At 61.2% G+C, this 15,760-nt stretch carries 17 protein-coding genes; 5 read left to right on the top strand and 12 right to left on the bottom strand.

Annotated elements, in window-relative coordinates; translation table 11 throughout:
- Positions 1-51 precede the first annotated feature (51 nt).
- From ACTG1P_RS20805 to ACTG1P_RS20830, 6 genes are all read right to left on the bottom strand, one after another.
- Positions 52-267 (bottom strand): YdcH family protein, encoded by a 216-nt coding sequence (locus ACTG1P_RS20805; protein ID WP_005337763.1) that lies wholly within the window; start codon positions 265-267, stop codon positions 52-54.
- A gap of 277 nt (positions 268-544) precedes the next feature.
- On the bottom strand, positions 545-1,156 hold the full coding sequence (locus ACTG1P_RS20810; protein ID WP_005337761.1) for a hypothetical protein: 612 nt from the start codon (positions 1,154-1,156) through the stop codon (positions 545-547).
- Positions 1,153-2,514: an MATE family efflux transporter gene (locus tag ACTG1P_RS20815; protein ID WP_005361670.1), complete on the bottom strand. Its 1,362-nt coding sequence runs from the start codon at positions 2,512-2,514 to the stop codon at positions 1,153-1,155. The genes ACTG1P_RS20810 and ACTG1P_RS20815 overlap by 4 nt, the downstream gene beginning before the upstream one ends.
- Positions 2,515-2,612: 98 nt before the next feature.
- Complete coding sequence (locus tag ACTG1P_RS20820; RefSeq protein ID WP_440002139.1) at positions 2,613-4,436, bottom strand: SulP family inorganic anion transporter; 1,824 nt, start codon at positions 4,434-4,436, stop codon at positions 2,613-2,615.
- Between the two features lie 71 nt (positions 4,437-4,507).
- Positions 4,508-5,098 (bottom strand): nucleotidyltransferase family protein, encoded by a 591-nt coding sequence (locus tag ACTG1P_RS20825; protein ID WP_440002140.1) that lies wholly within the window; start codon positions 5,096-5,098, stop codon positions 4,508-4,510.
- Positions 5,085-5,345 (bottom strand): GNAT family N-acetyltransferase, encoded by a 261-nt coding sequence (locus ACTG1P_RS20830; RefSeq protein WP_005337747.1) that lies wholly within the window; start codon positions 5,343-5,345, stop codon positions 5,085-5,087. Before ACTG1P_RS20830 ends, ACTG1P_RS20825 begins: the two co-directional genes overlap by 14 nt.
- A gap of 194 nt (positions 5,346-5,539) precedes the next feature.
- On the opposite strand from ACTG1P_RS20830, the gene ACTG1P_RS20835 reads away from it, so the two are divergent.
- On the top strand, positions 5,540-5,845 hold the full coding sequence (locus tag ACTG1P_RS20835) for a hypothetical protein (protein ID WP_139493967.1): 306 nt from the start codon (positions 5,540-5,542) through the stop codon (positions 5,843-5,845).
- Positions 5,846-5,848: 3 nt separating this feature from the next.
- Here ACTG1P_RS20835 and ACTG1P_RS20840 read toward each other — a convergent pair whose 3' ends face one another.
- From ACTG1P_RS20840 to ACTG1P_RS20855, 4 genes are read right to left on the bottom strand one after another with little or no spacing between them, the layout of a single operon-like run.
- A complete protein-coding gene (locus ACTG1P_RS20840; protein ID WP_440002141.1) occupies positions 5,849-7,033 on the bottom strand; it encodes an iron-containing alcohol dehydrogenase in 1,185 nt (394 codons plus the stop codon).
- A gap of 18 nt (positions 7,034-7,051) precedes the next feature.
- Positions 7,052-7,570 carry a hypothetical protein gene (locus ACTG1P_RS20845; protein WP_440002142.1) on the bottom strand — a complete coding sequence of 173 codons (519 nt, stop codon included), beginning with the start codon at positions 7,568-7,570 and terminating at the stop codon, positions 7,052-7,054.
- Positions 7,551-8,171, bottom strand: coding sequence for a TetR/AcrR family transcriptional regulator (locus ACTG1P_RS20850; protein WP_128815951.1), 621 nt, complete (start codon positions 8,169-8,171; stop codon positions 7,551-7,553). The genes ACTG1P_RS20845 and ACTG1P_RS20850 overlap by 20 nt, the downstream gene beginning before the upstream one ends.
- Before the next feature lie 11 nt (positions 8,172-8,182).
- Positions 8,183-9,628 (bottom strand): coniferyl aldehyde dehydrogenase, encoded by a 1,446-nt coding sequence (locus tag ACTG1P_RS20855; RefSeq protein WP_440002143.1) that lies wholly within the window; start codon positions 9,626-9,628, stop codon positions 8,183-8,185.
- A gap of 212 nt (positions 9,629-9,840) precedes the next feature.
- Between ACTG1P_RS20855 and ACTG1P_RS20860 the strand changes: the two genes are divergently transcribed.
- The 3 genes from ACTG1P_RS20860 to ACTG1P_RS20870 all read left to right on the top strand — a co-directional run bounded on the left by ACTG1P_RS20860 (position 9,841) and on the right by ACTG1P_RS20870 (position 11,766).
- A complete protein-coding gene (locus ACTG1P_RS20860; protein WP_005337735.1) occupies positions 9,841-10,134 on the top strand; it encodes a hypothetical protein in 294 nt (97 codons plus the stop codon).
- Positions 10,135-10,355: 221 nt separating this feature from the next.
- Entirely contained in the window at positions 10,356-11,324 is a 969-nt protein-coding gene (locus ACTG1P_RS20865; RefSeq protein ID WP_150996563.1) for a nucleoside hydrolase, read from the top strand.
- Between the two features lie 106 nt (positions 11,325-11,430).
- Positions 11,431-11,766 carry a DUF3634 family protein gene (locus ACTG1P_RS20870; protein ID WP_005353195.1) on the top strand — a complete coding sequence of 112 codons (336 nt, stop codon included), beginning with the start codon at positions 11,431-11,433 and terminating at the stop codon, positions 11,764-11,766.
- Between the two features lie 88 nt (positions 11,767-11,854).
- Here the strand turns inward: ACTG1P_RS20870 and ACTG1P_RS20875 are convergent, their stop codons facing one another.
- Together ACTG1P_RS20875 and ACTG1P_RS20880 are read right to left on the bottom strand one after the other, a co-directional pair.
- On the bottom strand, positions 11,855-13,060 hold the full coding sequence (locus ACTG1P_RS20875; RefSeq protein WP_440002144.1) for a c-type cytochrome: 1,206 nt from the start codon (positions 13,058-13,060) through the stop codon (positions 11,855-11,857).
- On the bottom strand, positions 13,057-14,982 hold the full coding sequence (locus ACTG1P_RS20880; protein ID WP_236350230.1) for an NAD(P)-binding protein: 1,926 nt from the start codon (positions 14,980-14,982) through the stop codon (positions 13,057-13,059). The genes ACTG1P_RS20875 and ACTG1P_RS20880 overlap by 4 nt, the downstream gene beginning before the upstream one ends.
- A gap of 366 nt (positions 14,983-15,348) precedes the next feature.
- Between ACTG1P_RS20880 and ACTG1P_RS20885 the strand changes: the two genes are divergently transcribed.
- A complete protein-coding gene (locus ACTG1P_RS20885; protein WP_019446635.1) occupies positions 15,349-15,723 on the top strand; it encodes a DUF805 domain-containing protein in 375 nt (124 codons plus the stop codon).
- Positions 15,724-15,760: the final 37 nt, after the last annotated feature.

Below are 15,760 nucleotides of genomic sequence, written 5' to 3' on the forward strand. Positions count from 1 at the left end.
CGTGGGCCGGGCTGGGGGATAAATTGCTTATCCGCATATTCTTCGAGGCATCTATTGTGGATGTTGTTTGAGGATGTCGTATATCTCCTCTTTCAGTTTGAGTTTCTGTTTTTTCAGATCTCTCACCTCGGCGCTATAGTCGCTGGCGTGATGCTTTTCCAACTTTCTAATCTCCGCATCCAGGTCGTTGTGCAAGTCAAACTTCTTCTGGAAATGGACATCACTGCTCTTCAGTTTCGAGATAAGTTCTCTGTACTCTGGGAACATGTAATGGAGCCTCCTTGGTTTCGTTTGATTGTGCCTGTAAGACCAAAGCTACCCCTTAGTGCTGGGGATAAATGTGATCCTGATCGGATTTGGGGGCAATGATTTGGAGTATTCGGCGGGATATTTATAACTTGTTGAATCAAAACAAGATAAGTGATTTATCAATCTGAATGGTGAGCACAAACTGTGCGACAAGTCACAACAGGGGCAGTGTTGACGTGAGGGGGCAGGATCAAAAAAGGGGCCGAGTGGCCCCTTTTTATGGATGCAGGCGACGTTACTCTTTCTCTTCGTCCGCCTGCTCTTTTTTCTTTTTCTTCTCGGGCAGCGGCTTGCCATCGCGGTGGATCACCTTGCCCGCTTCAAAGCCAATCTGGGCCGCCAGCTCCTCCAGATCCGCCGACTTGGCCTGATCCCCGATGGCGTATCGATAGTTGGCGATGGAGAGTTTGTCAGCCACCGGCGTGCCCGGGACGATGGGCTCACGCCAGCCCTGACCGATGTGGGCCACCAGGGTGCCGTTCATCAACAGCTCGCCGACGATCTCCTGGGTCGGATTGCCCTTGCCGTAGGTGAGACCCTGCGGGTGCTTCTTGCCGACCAGCGGCTCGTTGCTGGCGGGGATCAGCTTGGTGCGGATCAGCCACTTGGGCTTTTTGGTGTTGCCCACCGCCTTGCCGGTCTGGTACTCGTTGATCTTGATGGTCTTGATCATCTGGGCCATGAAGTCCTTGGTCAGCGCCTTCTGGGCGTCGCTGGTTTCATCGATGGCGATGGGGGCCACATACCAGGTCTGGGTGGCTTGAGCCTTGGGAGCGGCAGGGGCAGTTTGCGCCATTGCCAAGGGGCTGAGCAGGATGGCAGCCAGCAAGAGTCCTATCTTCTTCATTGTGATTCCGCTTTTGTTTCAACAAGAATTTTGTTTTGCCAGCGACGACTGCGCCAGCGCCAGAACATGGCCAGACCGCGCACCCACTCGTCGCAGGCCAGCGCCAGCCAGATACCGACCAGTCCATAACCCTGCATGATACCGAGGAAATAGGAGAGTGGCACGGCAATTCCCCACATGGAGAGCAACGCCATGTAGAGGGGGAAACGGGCATCCCCGGTGGCCCGCAGGGCGTTGATCACCACCAGATTGAAGGTACGACCGGGCTCGAGGATAAGGCTGATAAGAAACAGTTGCGCCACCTGGGTGATGATGTCGGCATCATCGGTAAAGAGGCTGATGATGGTACGGCCATTGAGGGCCGCCGCCACGGCGATGACGCAGGTGACCGCCAGCCCCAGCTTGAGGCTCTTGAGCAGCTGTTGATAGGCGCGATCGAACTGCCTGGCTCCCGCCAGATGGCCGATGATGATCTCGTTGCCAAGGCCGATGGAGAGGCCAAACAGCAGGATAAACAGGCAGATCTGGAAGAAGTAGGACTGGGTTGCCAGCGCCTTGTCACCCAGCAGGCCGACAAAGGCGGTCACCACCATAAACTGCAGCATCCAGGAGAGGTTCTCCCCCGCAGCCGGCAGGCCGATATGGAGCACCTTGCCCAGCATCTCCCGACTGGGGTGGACGATATCGCGCACCACCAGCCGAATGCCGGTTTTGCGGGCCACCAGCCACACCAGCAGCACCACACCCACCAGTCGGCCAGCGACCGTGCTGATGGCAACGCCTGCGACCCCCAGCTGGGGCAGGCCAAACCAGCCGTAGAGCAACAGCAGGTTGCCGACGAAGGTGATGAGGTTGACGATCAGGGTTACATACATCGCCTGACGGGTATGGCCGTGGGCGCGCAGGGTCGCCGCCAGACAGAGCGCCGCCGCTTCCGGCAGCAGGCAGAGACCGATGATCTGCAGGTAGAGGGTGCCATCGCTCATCAGGTTGGCGGGCAGGTTCATCAGCGCCAGCATGGTGCTGGCCCCCGCCATCACGCCGATGGCGGCCACCAGCCCGATCAGCAGGTTGAAGCCGATGGCGGTGTGGATCACCACCCGGCTCTTCTCCCGATCGCCCGCGCCCAGATACTGGGTGATCACCACGCTGGTACCGATGCTGACGAAGCTGAACAAGGTGATGGCGAGATCGAACACCTGATTGCCGACCGCCAGCGCGGCCACTCCCTGATAGGAGACGTGACCCACCATGAAGGTGTTGAGGGCGCCAGTCAGAAAATGCAGGGCGAGATCGATAAAGAGCGGCCAGGTCAGCGCAAAGAGCGTGCCCGGGCCTGCGTGGGATTGAGATTGCATGGCATGTCCAACAGCTGGGAGGGCACGGGGGAGTGCCCTCTGGGGGCGCATTTAACACCAAGGCCAAGGCCGGTGCAATCCTTGTGCAGGCCAGGGGATCAGGCAGGCGTGGCGCCCGCCTCCTGTTCGCTTGGCAGGGTGAGGCGCGCCGAGTCGGGCAGGGCATCATCCTGCGGCCAGTGGGAGCGGATGGCATCGGTCGTGCTCTCCACCACCTCGTCATCCCTGAACACCGGCTCGCGGTAGCAGCGGGTCATGCGCAGCGCCTGATACATATCCGGGCAGAGGATGATCCCCTCATCGCCCACCCGCACGCCCGCCTGTTTGAGCCAGTGGGTCATCTGGCCGTGGCGACCCGCCATCACCATATGGATGCCGCGCCGTTTCAGATCCTTGTGCAGTTCCCCCACCATGCTCATCACGCTGATGTCCTGATGGGTGAAGCAGGCGACCGCATCGATCACCAGACACTTGGGGGCTCGGGGATCCTGCACCAGCAGGGCCAGCACCCGCCGCTTGAAATAGGGGGCGTTGAAGTAGGTGAGCGGCGAGTTGAAGCGATAGACCAGAATGCCCGGGATCGCCTTGGCCTGTTCGTTGTCTCCCAGGGTGCGTACTACCCCCTCGTCATCCATGCCGAGCAGCTGATCGGTGGGGCGCATCACATTGCGCAGGAACTGGAACAGCCCCAGCAGCACGGCGAGGGTGATCCCCGGGATCACCCCCATGGTGAGCACGCTGATAAAGGTGACCAGCGCCAGCCAGAAGGCGGAACGATCGGAGTTGCGCAGCGCCCAGAGACCACGAAAATCGGTGAGCGACAGGGAGGCCATCACCAGCACCACCCCGAGGGCGGCAGTGGGAATGTATTTGAGCGGCGCCGTCAGATAGAAGGTGATGAGGGCGATCACTGCCGCGGCGATGATGGAGACCAGCTGGCTCTTGCCGCCGTTGGCGTCGTTGACCGCGGTGCGTGAATCTGCCCCGCTGATGGCAAAGCCTTGCGAGACCGCGGAGGCGAGGTTCGCCATGCCAAGGGCTCGAAACTCCTTGTCCGCGTCGATTTCGTAACCGTTTTTGGCGGCAAAGCTGCGGGCGGTCAGCATCATGGAGACGAAGCTCACCATGGCGAGGTTAAGGGCCGGCAGCACCAGCTCCCGCATCAGGCCGGGAGGAAATTCCGGCATCTGGAACGCGGGCAGGCCGGAACCCACCGCCCCCAGGGTGGCGATATCAAACTGGCCCAAATTGAAGCCCCACACCAGCGCAGCGGTCACCACCATGGCCACCATGGAGGAGGGCCATGCCGGTTTGTAGCGTTTGGCCAGCAGCAGGGTAAGCAGGGCCACCAGACTCATGGCGAGGGTCGGCAGATGGGTCTGGGTGATATAGGTGGCTCCGCTGGCGATCCGCTCGATGAGGTAACGTTCGCTAAAGGTGAAGCCGAAGATCTTGGAGAGCTGGCCCACCATGATGGTGATGGCCACCCCGTTGAGCAGCCCCATCAGGATCGGGCGGGAGAGGAAGTCCGCCAGTACTCCCAGCTTGAAGCGGCTGGCAATCAGGCACCAGAAGCCGGTCATGGCGGTCATGGTCATCACCAGTTGCCAGTGACGGGTCGGGTCACCGGCGGCCAGCGGCGTCACCACGGCGGCAATGACCGCGCAGGTGGCGGCATCGGGGCCGACAATCAGCTGGCGGGAGGTGCCAAACAGGGCGTAGACCAGCATGGGCAGGATGCAGGAGTAGAGGCCGACGATGGCGCCCACCCCGGCGAGTTCGGCATAAGCGATGGCGACGGGCAGCGCCACGGCCGCCACCGAGAGTCCGGCGCGAAGGTCTGGCATCAACCAGGCGCGCTGGTATTGCAGCAGGGCGGCGAGGCCCGGTAGCCAGCGTTCGAGAGAGAAGAAGTCGCGCATTATTTAACCCATAGAGTTACAACCAGCTTTTCCCCTAGTGTGCCCAAGGTTATCGAAACATTGCAATCAGGTTATGGCCAGTTTACCTGAAGGTCAGGCCAGATAATCTGCCAGCGTTTCTCCTTGATGCGCTGGGTGAAGATCTGTTTGTCCTGGCGACATCTGGGGTTGGCACTCACTTGCAGCGACCAGTTGATGGCAAAGCCATAGGGGGCGAGCCACTCGAACTCGCCATCTTGGGTGAGGCGCACGCCGATACAGGTGGGCACCTCGACCCAGTGACTGAGCGCCTCAAGGCTGTTGGCAAACGGCGTTACCAGCTGACGAGTGTGCATGCGGGCCTGATTGCGCACTTCCCACTGCTGGCCGGGCAGCCGTTTAGCCAGCCAGGCTTCATGCGCCGCCTCGGCCAGCCCTTGCGGATCGCTGCTATCGAGATAGATAAGGTCGATGTCGTTGAGCGGGGTGGGCTCCGCCTTGTGGTGAAGATGATCCCAGATGAGGTTGCGGATAAAACCGGCCCCCAGCGCCCAGTCGGGCAGATTGAGCTCGGCGGCTGCCTGCAGGCAGGCCATCCGCTGCGGATCGGCCCGCAGCAGGGCTTCTGTTTTGGCTTGGAATTGCTGTTCGAGGGCGGAGTTCAGAGGTTCAGTTGTTGGCATTGCGGCGTAACCAGACATCAATGTAGCGGCAGCTCGGCACTATAGTGAGCCCCTCCGCCTGAGTCCAGTTGAAGAAGGCACGCGCCAGCTGATCGGCAATCCCCTGCACCCGCAGCTCGGGGGGCACGAAGGTGCTGTAGGCGTCGATGGTCTTGGCATCGAGCCGCCGGTAGCGCAGTCTCGACTCTTTCCCCTCCACCATACAGATGAACTGCTGCTGGTTGGCCTGATGGATGATGTCGCTCATGGTGGGCACCTCTGGCATAAAGTTGGGTCTCTCGGCACAACATAACTGTTAGCCAAGGTATAGAACAGATAGTGGATGATGTATCGATTGTTATCAGGATTATTGAGCCAGCTCTTGCTCTCTGACTTTTATCTTGGCACGAATCGATGTGGCGATAATCAGCAAGTTCGGAAGAGGTAAAAATGGACACGGTAATGTTGAAAGTTACCCGGAAGGTGTTGGCTCAAAGTCAGAACAGCCCGGATCAGCGGCAGATTGCGATTTCCGATGCATCATGCCCTGAACTCAAGGCTCAGTTTGAAACAGCAGGTAAAAATAGAAAAATTCGGCTGTTGTTGGCCAAGAGAATCTCAATGTGGATGGGGGATACGGGGGCTATTTGGTATAGCCACAACCGAGCGAGCAAAAAGAACCAAGATGATTTTGATCAACTCTTTTCATTGTTGGCGCACCATCCTGATGCGCCATTCCAGTTTATTTGTGAGGTTGTAGCCGATTAGCCACTAGGCCCAGGCTCGCTCCAGCAGGGTGAGTAACTGCTCACGGTCGGCGTCCTTGCGATTGAACAGCATGGCACCGTCGTTGACCGCCAGATCGCGGATCTCGGTCAGTAGCGAGCGATCGCTTACCCCCGCCTCGCTCATGGTGCGCGGCAGCTTGACCGCTTGCCACAAGGTGTCGCGCAGGGTGCGAATGGCTGTGATGGTCGCCTCCGCCCGCTGATGGGCCGGGGTGGCAGCAAAGCGCTCTGCCCCCACCAGCGGCAACAGCAGCCGGGCCAACTCGCTATCCACCTCGGGGCGGTTGTAGTCGAGCACGGTCGGCAAAAAGAGGTTCATGCACAGCCCGTGGGGCAGATGGCAGCGGGCTCCCAGACTGTGGCCGAGGGCGTGCACCAGCCCCACCATGGAGTTGGAAAAAGCCATGCCAGCCAGCGTGGAGCCTTCCGCCAGTTGCAGCCGCAGTTGCTTGTTTTGCGGGTCGTGGATGATTTGCGGCAGGGCGCTGGCGATCTTCTCCACCGCCATCAGGGCCAGTGCATCGCTCACCGGGTTCTTGGCGGTACCGATAAAAGCCTCGATGGCGTGGGTCATGGCATCCATGGCGGTGGCGGCGGTGATATTGAGGGGCAGCCCCTGGGTCAGGCGCGGGTCGAGCACCGCCAGCTGGGGCAGCAGGAAGGGGGAGGTGAAGGGCACCTTGCGCCCGCTCGCCTCATCCTTGATCACTGCAACCAATGTCACTTCTGATCCTGTGCCCGCCGTGGTGGGCACCACCGCCAGCGGCTTGAGAGGACGGGTCAGGCAACCGGCGCCCGAGTAGTCGAGCAGATGATCCCCCCCCATGGAGGTGAGAATGTTGACCGCCTTGGCGGTGTCGATGACCGAGCCGCCCCCCAGCGCCACCAGACTGTCGCAGTCGAGCTCGCGATAGCGTTTGGCGATCCGCTCCACCACGGCGGTGGAAGAGTCGGCCGGGATCTCGTCCCAGATGGCGGCGACCGGCAGCTCTCCTTCGGCCAGCACATTGGCCAGCAGGGTGGCAAGGCCGGTGGCATTTACCCCCTTGTCGGTCAGCAGCAGCGGGCGATGGGCCCCGAGGCTGGTCAGCTCGCTGGCCAGCTGCTCCAGCGCCTGTTCACCGGCCAGCAGTTTGACCGGGCAGAAGAAATCGTAATAGCGGCTCATTTCAAGGCTCCTTGCGCGTTAGCCGGTCACCAGACCCAGATAGATGTTACAGGCACGGCCAAGTTTGTTGGTCGGGGCGGGATAGTGGCGCAGCAGAGGCCGCGCGATAAAAGCGGGCAGGATCAGGGACTGCAACTGCTCAAGCCCCCGCACCAGATGCATGGCAACGGTCAGATCCCCCTCCACCAGCAGCCGGTTTTCGCCAAATGCCTGATTGACCCCGAGCCGAAAGCTCAGGGCGCGAAAGGCGATATTGGGGTGCTTGAAGCGCACCCGCAGCGGATGGATGGTGGCATGGGGTGCCGCCGGCGCGCCGGGATACCAGCGCCCCCCCTGCTTGTGCATGTTCATGGCGTAGCCGATGCCGCCCACTTCGAGTCGGATTGCCAACCCGTCCGGCAACGGCGCCAATTCGCGGCGTACCGCCTCATCGGTGCGGGCGGCGCGACAGAGGGTGCGACCCACCACCCAGAGCAGAGTGGTGATCCAGAGGCGGCGACCAAGGGCGGCCAGAGATTCAACGATCGGAGTTGTCATAGGGGTTGGCTCCTGAGATGGCTGACCAGAAGAGGGCAAACGCACTGGCTTGCCAGTAGTCGTCCTGTCCCAGCTCCGGTTGATCGACAAACAGTGATGCGCAGGCGAGGAACTGCCCCTGACACACCTCCAGCAACAGTGGCGCGGGGGCCTGCATCAGCTCGCCGCTGGCCTGCCCCTTTGCCAGCAGGGCAGGCAGAAAGCGCAGGGCATCGTTCAGGATCTGGCTGCGGGCCGGTCTGGCCAGCAGCGGAGAGTGAAAGAAACCCAGCACAAATTTGAGCTCATTGGGGTTAGCCTGCATCCACTCCATCGCCAGCTGCCAGTAGTGGCGGGTCTGGTCGTAAAGCGGCAGGGTGGGATCTGCTTCATGGATGGCGCTCCCCATCCGGGTCTTTACATCCTGATAGAGGGCGAGGATCAGCGCCTCCTTGCTCGGAAAGTGGTGGAACAGAGTGCCGTTGGCCACCCCGGCCGCCTTGGCGATACGAGCGGTGGCGGCCCCCTGCAGGCCATCTTCGGCGCAGAGGGCGAGGGCGGCATCCAGGATCTGGCGGCGCTTGTCGGTCATGTTTTGTGGCTGCGGGATAGCCTGGTTCATGGTCATCTCCATCAGCGCAGGAAGAAGGCCATCATCAGCTTCTGGATCCAGCTGTGGTAGGGGGGATGGATCAGGGAGCCGGTGGTGAACTTGCCGCGGGTCAGCACGGTTTTCGCCTTGGAGAAGGTAAGAAACCCCTCGTGGCCGTGGTAGTGGCCCATACCGGAGGCGCCGATGCCGCCAAACGGCACATCGTCGGCCGCCACCTGAAACAGGCTCTCGTTGATCGCCATGCCGCCGGAGTGGGTCTCCCGAGTCACCCGCGCCTGCAGCTCGGGATCGAAGCTCATCAGATAGAGGGCCAGCGGGCGGGGCCGCTCGGCCACATAGGCGAGCGCCTCCTCCAGGGTGTCGTAGGGAATGAGCGGCAGCAGCGGGCCAAAGATCTCCTGCTGCATCACCTGACACTGACCCGGCACCCCGGTCAGCAGGTGGGGCACCAGCAGGCGACGCTGGTCATCGCGGGCCGGGCTGCCACAGGGGTGGAGCTGGGCACCCGCCTGCTCGGCTTCATCGAGCCAGCTGACGAGACGTTGATACTGGCGGTCGTTGATGATGGCGCCGTAGTCGGCGCTATTGAGCCCCTGCGGGTAGAGCTTGCTGAAGTGGCGGCGATAGGCGGCGATAAAGTTATCCACCTCGCTACGGGGCAGCAGCACATAGTCGGGGGCGACGCAGATCTGCCCGGCGTTGAGGCTCTTGCCGAAGATCATCCGCTCGACCGCGGTGGCGACCGGCATGTCGGGGGCGATGAGACAGGGGCTCTTGCCACCCAGCTCAAGGGTGAGGGGGGTGAGCTGGGGCGCGGCGGCGGCCATCACCAGCTTGCCCACCATGGTGGAGCCGGTAAAGAGCAGGTGATCGAACGGCAGTGAGCTGAACGCCGCCGCCATCTGGGCATCTCCCTCGATGATGGCGATCTCGTTTTCGTCAAACACGCTGGTGAGCATGGTGCGCAGCACGGCGTTGGTATGAGGGGTGAACTCGGAGAGTTTCAGCATCGCCCGGTTGCCCGCCGCGATGGCGGTGATGAGGGGGCCGAGGCTCAGCATCACCGGAAAGTTCCACGGCACGATAATGCCGACAACCCCGAGCGGCTGGAAGTGCACCTCTACTTTGGCGGGGGCCAGCAGCAGGCCGGTGTGACGGCGGTGGGGCTGCATCCAACGCTTGAGCCGCTTCTGGGTGTAGTTGATCTGCATGATGCAGGGCAGCACATCGGCGATCAGGCTGTCGTAGTGGCTGCGCTGGCCATAATCTGCTGCCAGCGCCTTGCACAGCTGCCCTTTGTGGGCGAGCAGCGCCTGCTTGAGTTTGGTCAGCTGCGCCCGGCGCTCGGTCAGGGTAGGCATGGGGTGAGCTTGACTCGCCCGCTTGAGCCGTGCCAGCTGATCCGGCAGGGACAATTTGATGGCGAGGATATCCTCAGGAGTGTGTTGAAGCTGCGCCGCACCCATGTTGTTCTCCGTATGAAAAATGACCGACTGATTAGTCGGTCTAAATCTAGCCGTTTGTTACCGGAATGTAAAGCTGGCAAGCTGTCTGCCGTTCACCATGAGCCGGACGCAAGAGAGAACTGTGTGTCTCCCCACACTTTTGTGGTTTGCTCGTTGGTGGCTTATCTAATAAGGGGTAGTTTTTGGCTATTAACCTACACGGAGAGAGCACTATGACCAGGGAACTGAACAGCTTGTTGGCCCGGCTTGAAGATGTGGTTGAGCGGATGCCGGATTGCTTCAACACCTACGAATTCGCCCAGAAGCTGGCACTGCAATATCAGCCGGAATTCTTTGCCGCGGGCCACTCTCTGGCCGAGCACGAGGGCAAGGTACTGCGGGTGCTGCACCAGAAGATCGCCGAGGCGCTGGCAGGCAGTGAGATGGTGATTGAAGGGGCGCTGCTCCCCTGTGTGACCCCTTGGGGAGAGAAATCCACCTCACCGCGCTGGCATCGCAAGCACTGAGGGGCGTAGTCAGGCAGATCGGTGCCAGACAGCAGATAACGAACAACGATAAAGAGCGCGGCGCTGGCAACTGGGCCGCGTTTTTTTATGCTAATTGTCGCCAGCAGCGCCCCCGCTGCCGGGAGCAAAGGCCCGCTCTGTGATCCCATGCCGGGATATGGGGGCGTCAGCCGGGTAGACTCTCCCTTTTGTCGCAGGGTTTGTCACCGTAGGAATTTCTCATGACCCATAAAATCATTCTGGATACCGATCCGGGTATCGACGATGCCATGGCCATCCTGTTTGCCGAGGCTCATCCCGCCATCGAGCTGCTCGCCATCACCACTGTTTTTGGTAACGCCACTATCGACAATGGCACCCGCAACGCCCTCTGGCTCAAGCAGAAGTACGGCATGAAGGCGGATGTAGCCAAAGGCGCTGCAGCCCCGCTGCTGCGCGAGCCGGTCGGCCCCACCACCATAGTCCACGGCCCGAGCGGCTTTGGCGACATGGAGGCGGGGGAGGTGACTATCGCTCCGGATCCTCGCCCCGCTTGGCAATATATTGTCGAGGCGGTGAAAGCCGCGCCGGGGGAGATCACCCTCGTCACTATCGGCCCGCTCACCAATCTGGCGCTGGCGCTACAACAGGCGCCCGAGATTGTCTCGCTGGTGAAACAGGTGGTAGTAATGGGCGGAGCCTTTGGCGTCAACGGCCATCGCGGCAACGTCACCCCCTATGCCGAGGCCAATATTCACGATGATCCCGATGCCGCCGACCGGGTCTTTACCGCCGACTGGCCTGTGGTGATCATCGGGCTGGATGTGACCCAACAGAGCTTCTTCAGCAGCGTCTATCTGGATGAGCTCAGGGACAAGGCGGGGGAGCCGGGCCGCTTCCTGTGGGATGTCAGCCGCTTCTACCTGCGCTTCTACTCCGAGAAGCTGGGGCTCTCCGGTTGTCATGTCCACGACCCGTCCGCCATCGCCTATGTGATTGATCCGACCCTCTTTACCCTGCGGGAAGGACCGGTGCGGGTTATCACCAGCGGCCCGGCCATCGGCCACACCCTGCAAAAGTTTGATGGCAAGCGCCACTCCCACGATGACTGGGCAGCCTATCGTCCGCAGCAGGTCGGGGTGGCGGTGCGCGATGAAGCCTTGCTGGCGCTCTATCGCGAGACGTTGGTGGGCTGGGGCAAGGATTGCTGAGCAAAGGGGCGCTATTGCGCTGACGCGGGGGCTGTGATCGGCGCCAAACAATCGGAACGCATGGCCGCTTATACTGCCTGATATCAAGAGCTTGGGAGGGATGAAGATGGCTTGGATTTCCTTGATAGTGGCGATTGCGCTGATCTGGTGGTTGATGAAGCTGGGGCGTGGCGCCCTGTTCGAGATCCGTCTTGCCCCCGGCAAGGTAGTGGTCAAGCAGGGCAAGGTGTCACCCGCCTTTATTGAGCATGCCAAGCAGATCCTGCGCCACGACACGGTGCGCGGTCGCATTGTGGGGCAGCGCGATGGCGATGGCGTGAAGCTGATCTTCTCCCGATCCATCCCCGAGCCGGTGGCCCAGCGGTTTCGCAATATCTTCCCCTATGGCGATTACCGCCAGCCAACGGCGCCACTGCCGGGGCCAAAATCCCGCAAGGGATAAGCACCGGAATCTGGTTCATCAATAGCAAACGGGCCTCCAGTGGAGGCCCGTTTTTTATGGCACTTGGCCAAGAGAGAACTGACAGCCCTTACTCCTTGCCGTGCAGCTCGCGCTGGGCCTTGACCGCCGCCGCCTTGACGGCAGTGCCTTCATTGCCCCAGGAGGCGCGCAGGGTGTTGACCAGCTCGGCGAGCCGCTCATCATCCATGGTCCAGCCATAGCCCGGCATGTGGTAACCCAGATGGCCGTGGGTGACCGGGGTTTCGGCGCCGTGCAGCAGCACGTTGATCAGGCTCGACGGATCGCTCGCCAGCACGGTGCGGTTGTTGACCAGCGAGGGGATGACGTTGTCATTGCCCTGGCCGTTGACCCCGTGACAGGTGGAGCAATACATAGCGTAGTCCGCCTTGCCGCTGGCACTGGCATAGGCACGGGCCCCTTTCTCCGCGACCGGATCATCTTTCAGATCGGTCAGATAGGTGGCGATGCTGGCCAGATCGGCGTCGCTGAAATACTGGCTGCTGTGAGTGATCACTTCCCCCATGGGGCCCGCGACCGCTTCATGCTGGCTGCGGCCGGTTTTCAGCAGATCGATCAGCGCCTGCTTGCTGTAACGGCTGCCGCGAATATCGGGGGCATACCAGCCATCCAGCGCCGCACCGCTCAGGTAGACAGGGTCCGCCTCGGTCAGCGCTTTCTCCTGCATGCCAAGCCCGCGCGGAGTGTGGCAGCTGCCGCAGTGACCGGCACCCTGCACCAGATAGGCGCCACGGTTCCACTCTTCGCTTTTGCCCGCCACCGGGGTGAAGCGGCTGTCATCGTGGTAGACCCAGTTCCAGCCCATCAGCGGCCAGCGCATGTTGAGCGGCCAGGGGATGTCGCTCTCCTTGTTGGCGATGGCCAGCGGTTGCACCTCCTTCATCAGGTAGTGATAGAGATCTTCGAGATCTTTATCGCTCATCTTGGCGTAGGCGGTGTAGGGCATGGCCGGATAGAGGCGATGCCCGTCGCGGGCCACCCCTTCGCGCATCACCTTGATGAACTCCGGCAGGCTGTAGTTGCCGATACCGTGGGTCTTGTCGGGGGTGATGTTGGTGGCAAATACGGTGCCGATGGGGGTCGGGAACCCTTTGCCGCCCGCGAGCGGCTGGCTGGTTTCGCTGGTGTGACAGGCGGCGCAATCGCCCAGCTTGGCCACGTATTCCCCCGCAGACATGGCGGGGGCTGCGTTGGCGGCAAGGGCGGGCAGGGCCAGCAGCAAGGCGCTGGCGGTCAGTGACAGGGCGCGGCTCATTGGGCACCTCCCTTGCTCATGGCAACCAGCTCGTTGACGGCGCGCCACGCTTCGTCGATGGCGGCGTGGGCGTAGGGGCTCCAGCCTGCATCCGAGTTGGCGATGGTGATGTTGCCGATCGGCTGGCGACCCAGTTCAATCCATTTTTCGCACTGCGCTTCGTCATCAAACAGGGTGTTGGTGACATAGGAGTAACCGTGAGACCAGCGGTTGACCGTGATGGCGAGGATGTCCTGCTCATGGTTGAAACCGGCGCTGCCGAGCATCCCTTGCAGCTGTTCGCGGATCATCTGTTCATGCTGCTCGAACGGCATGCCGAGGATCATGGCGCGCCCCTTGCGGGACTGTTCGCGTGCCGAGAGGCCGCTGCCCGGCAGGGTCGGCACATAGACCATGTGCAGGCACATCGGCTGATCCGGGCTCTTGGGATGCTCGTAGCCACCCATGCTGACCGGATAGTCGAGCTTGACCCGGCTGTAGGGGGCTGCCGGGGAGTAGACCTCGTGTACCCCCAGCTTGACGAAAGCTTGCCAGTTCTTGATCACCACCTTGGTGTAGACCAGCGGCGCCTTGGCGTTCTGGCGCAGCGCCTCCTTCTGGGGCTCCGGCATCTCGGGCACCATGTAGGGGATCATCATGTTGTAGCCCGCCATGATCGACTGCTTGGCCCGCACCCGGTGCAGTTTCCCCTCCTTGATGTAGGTGACATCCACCACCAGCTTGCCATCGGCGAGGCGCACGTTTTTGGCCTGCAACGCCGTGCTGCCAAGGCGCAGTTGCACCTTGTGCTCCGGCAGGTCGAGCTTGCTGTAGTCAAACTTGGCCAGCACCACATCCTGCATGGTGTGACCCGGCGCCACCTGCGGAATGAGCTTGCGCACCATCAGGCGGGTGAGACCGGCGTTGCCATCGGGGAAGTGGAAGATGTAGGGGTCGTCCAGTTCCGCCTGCTCCTCGGCATCCAGCGGCGTCAGATTGAGGCCGTCGAAGCCCGGCAAGGCACAGAGGCGCGCATCGGCGCAGGCGGTGGCGTCGATGCCGACCGCCTGGAAGTCGTTGGTGCGCTGCTGGAAGTAAGTGATCGCCCGTTCGCTCAGGCCCACTTTATCGCGCAGGAAGGTGGTGTAGCTGTTGCGGGTTACCCACTCATCCTGCTGCTCGCGGGTCATGCCGCTCAGGTAGTCGATCTTCGATTCGTGCAGGGCCAACAGGGCAGCCTTGTCGGCATCATCGAGGGGGAAGTCACCGATAAACTCCGCCAGCGGCCGGCCGTTCAGGCGATCGCGGGGGATGTCATCCGCTACGTTGTGGCCCGGATCCCCGTTCACTATCTTGTTGACGCCAAAGTGCTTCTCGTCGAAATAGACGCCGCGGCTCAGCCCCAGATCCGGATAGAAGGTCTGCTGGAAACCGGCGGCCAGCTCGTCGATGTTGACCTCCAGCGCCTTGAGCAGACCGAGCGCCACCGGGCTGTAGACCGAACGCGGTGATTGCAGGGACTCACTGCCGCCGTAACCCAGACGCAGGCCATCGGGGGTGGTGAACTCGTTGCGCTTGGCGTGGCCGCCGAAGTCATCGTGGTTGTCGAGCAGCAGGATCTTCTTATCCGCGCCAAGCAGTTGCTGATAGAAGCAGGCGGCGGCCAGCCCGCTGATCCCGGCGCCGACGATCACCAGATCGTACTCCCCCTCAAGGGGAATATTGGCAAAGTCATACTGCTTGCCGTCACGGGCGATGCTGTGGGCCGGTTCGAAAGAGCCCGGGTGGTTGCCGCGCAAGCCGGTGAGGGCGGGCGGGTAGGCCAGGGTTTTATCCGCCAGCGTGCTGCCGCCTTCGGCAGCCTTGAGCAGATTGATGGGGGCGACGCCTGCCGCAATGGTGATGGCAACGCCGTTGAGAAAATCTCTGCGTGTAATACTCATGGCTATCCCTGTGTTAGGAGAAGTAATGAATAAGTGGATTCATTATGGGAGGGAGACACAGATCCTGTTCAGGATTGGGCGCCGAATCTACCGCTATCCTCACGCTGAGTCCATACGATTGCTAATGGATTATTAAGCACCATTTTCCTGCTTGTGACGAGAGTGATGCGCTGATGGGGGGGATTTTCCCTGTTGCAGGGCAAATTATCTTCCGGCTCAGTCGGTCAATGATTGCCGCAGCTGATTAGTTTGGGAGGCGTTCGGGCATCATTGTCGACTAGGGGGGATGATCGCGCTAAGCTCTTAACTACTTGTTTTATCGACTCTCTTTTTATTCATAGGCATAAAGGCCACTCAGGAGGCGCAATGAACTGGTATATCTCGGTCCTCAAGCAATATGCGGTATTCAGCGGGCGGGCCCGTCGCACCGAATACTGGATGTTCGTGCTGTGCAACGTCATCGTCATGTTGCTGCTCGGCATGGTGGACAAGCTGATCGGCGGCGACAAGGAGCTGATCAGCTCCATCTATTCGCTGGCGGTGCTGCTGCCATCGCTGGCGGTGGCGGCCCGTCGTCTGCACGATACCGACCGCAGCGCTTGGTGGCTGCTGCTCGGACTTATCCCCATTATCGGCACCCTGGTGCTTATCTACTTTATGGTTTGCAACGGCCAGCAGGGGCCGAACCGCTTCGGTGACGATCCCAAAGCGGCCCCCTCACAGGGCTTTATCGTCAGCTGACAGGTGCGGCGAAACGTACAAACAGAAGAGGGAGGCA

Origin of the sequence: Aeromonas sp. 11P, assembly GCF_051920165.1 — a bacterium.
Classification (GTDB): domain Bacteria; phylum Pseudomonadota; class Gammaproteobacteria; order Enterobacterales; family Aeromonadaceae; genus Aeromonas; species Aeromonas veronii.

What these genes read in the sequence shown, in the direction of transcription:
- ACTG1P_RS20805 (WP_005337763.1), bottom strand. Translation starts at nt 267, where the DNA reads ATGTTCCCAGAGTACAGAGAACTTATCTCGAAACTGAAGAGCAGTGAT.
- ACTG1P_RS20810 (WP_005337761.1), bottom strand. Translation starts at nt 1,156, where the DNA reads ATGAAGAAGATAGGACTCTTGCTGGCTGCCATCCTGCTCAGCCCCTTG.
- ACTG1P_RS20815 (WP_005361670.1), bottom strand. Translation starts at nt 2,514, where the DNA reads ATGCAATCTCAATCCCACGCAGGCCCGGGCACGCTCTTTGCGCTGACC.
- ACTG1P_RS20820 (WP_440002139.1), bottom strand. Translation starts at nt 4,436, where the DNA reads ATGCGCGACTTCTTCTCTCTCGAACGCTGGCTACCGGGCCTCGCCGCC.
- ACTG1P_RS20825 (WP_440002140.1), bottom strand. Translation starts at nt 5,098, where the DNA reads ATGCCAACAACTGAACCTCTGAACTCCGCCCTCGAACAGCAATTCCAA.
- ACTG1P_RS20830 (WP_005337747.1), bottom strand. Translation starts at nt 5,345, where the DNA reads ATGAGCGACATCATCCATCAGGCCAACCAGCAGCAGTTCATCTGTATG.
- ACTG1P_RS20835 (WP_139493967.1), top strand. Translation starts at nt 5,540, where the DNA reads ATGTTGAAAGTTACCCGGAAGGTGTTGGCTCAAAGTCAGAACAGCCCG.
- ACTG1P_RS20840 (WP_440002141.1), bottom strand. Translation starts at nt 7,033, where the DNA reads ATGAGCCGCTATTACGATTTCTTCTGCCCGGTCAAACTGCTGGCCGGT.
- ACTG1P_RS20845 (WP_440002142.1), bottom strand. Translation starts at nt 7,570, where the DNA reads ATGACAACTCCGATCGTTGAATCTCTGGCCGCCCTTGGTCGCCGCCTC.
- ACTG1P_RS20850 (WP_128815951.1), bottom strand. Translation starts at nt 8,171, where the DNA reads ATGAACCAGGCTATCCCGCAGCCACAAAACATGACCGACAAGCGCCGC.
- ACTG1P_RS20855 (WP_440002143.1), bottom strand. Translation starts at nt 9,628, where the DNA reads ATGGGTGCGGCGCAGCTTCAACACACTCCTGAGGATATCCTCGCCATC.
- ACTG1P_RS20860 (WP_005337735.1), top strand. Translation starts at nt 9,841, where the DNA reads ATGACCAGGGAACTGAACAGCTTGTTGGCCCGGCTTGAAGATGTGGTT.
- ACTG1P_RS20865 (WP_150996563.1), top strand. Translation starts at nt 10,356, where the DNA reads ATGACCCATAAAATCATTCTGGATACCGATCCGGGTATCGACGATGCC.
- ACTG1P_RS20870 (WP_005353195.1), top strand. Translation starts at nt 11,431, where the DNA reads ATGGCTTGGATTTCCTTGATAGTGGCGATTGCGCTGATCTGGTGGTTG.
- ACTG1P_RS20875 (WP_440002144.1), bottom strand. Translation starts at nt 13,060, where the DNA reads ATGAGCCGCGCCCTGTCACTGACCGCCAGCGCCTTGCTGCTGGCCCTG.
- ACTG1P_RS20880 (WP_236350230.1), bottom strand. Translation starts at nt 14,982, where the DNA reads ATGAGTATTACACGCAGAGATTTTCTCAACGGCGTTGCCATCACCATT.
- ACTG1P_RS20885 (WP_019446635.1), top strand. Translation starts at nt 15,349, where the DNA reads ATGAACTGGTATATCTCGGTCCTCAAGCAATATGCGGTATTCAGCGGG.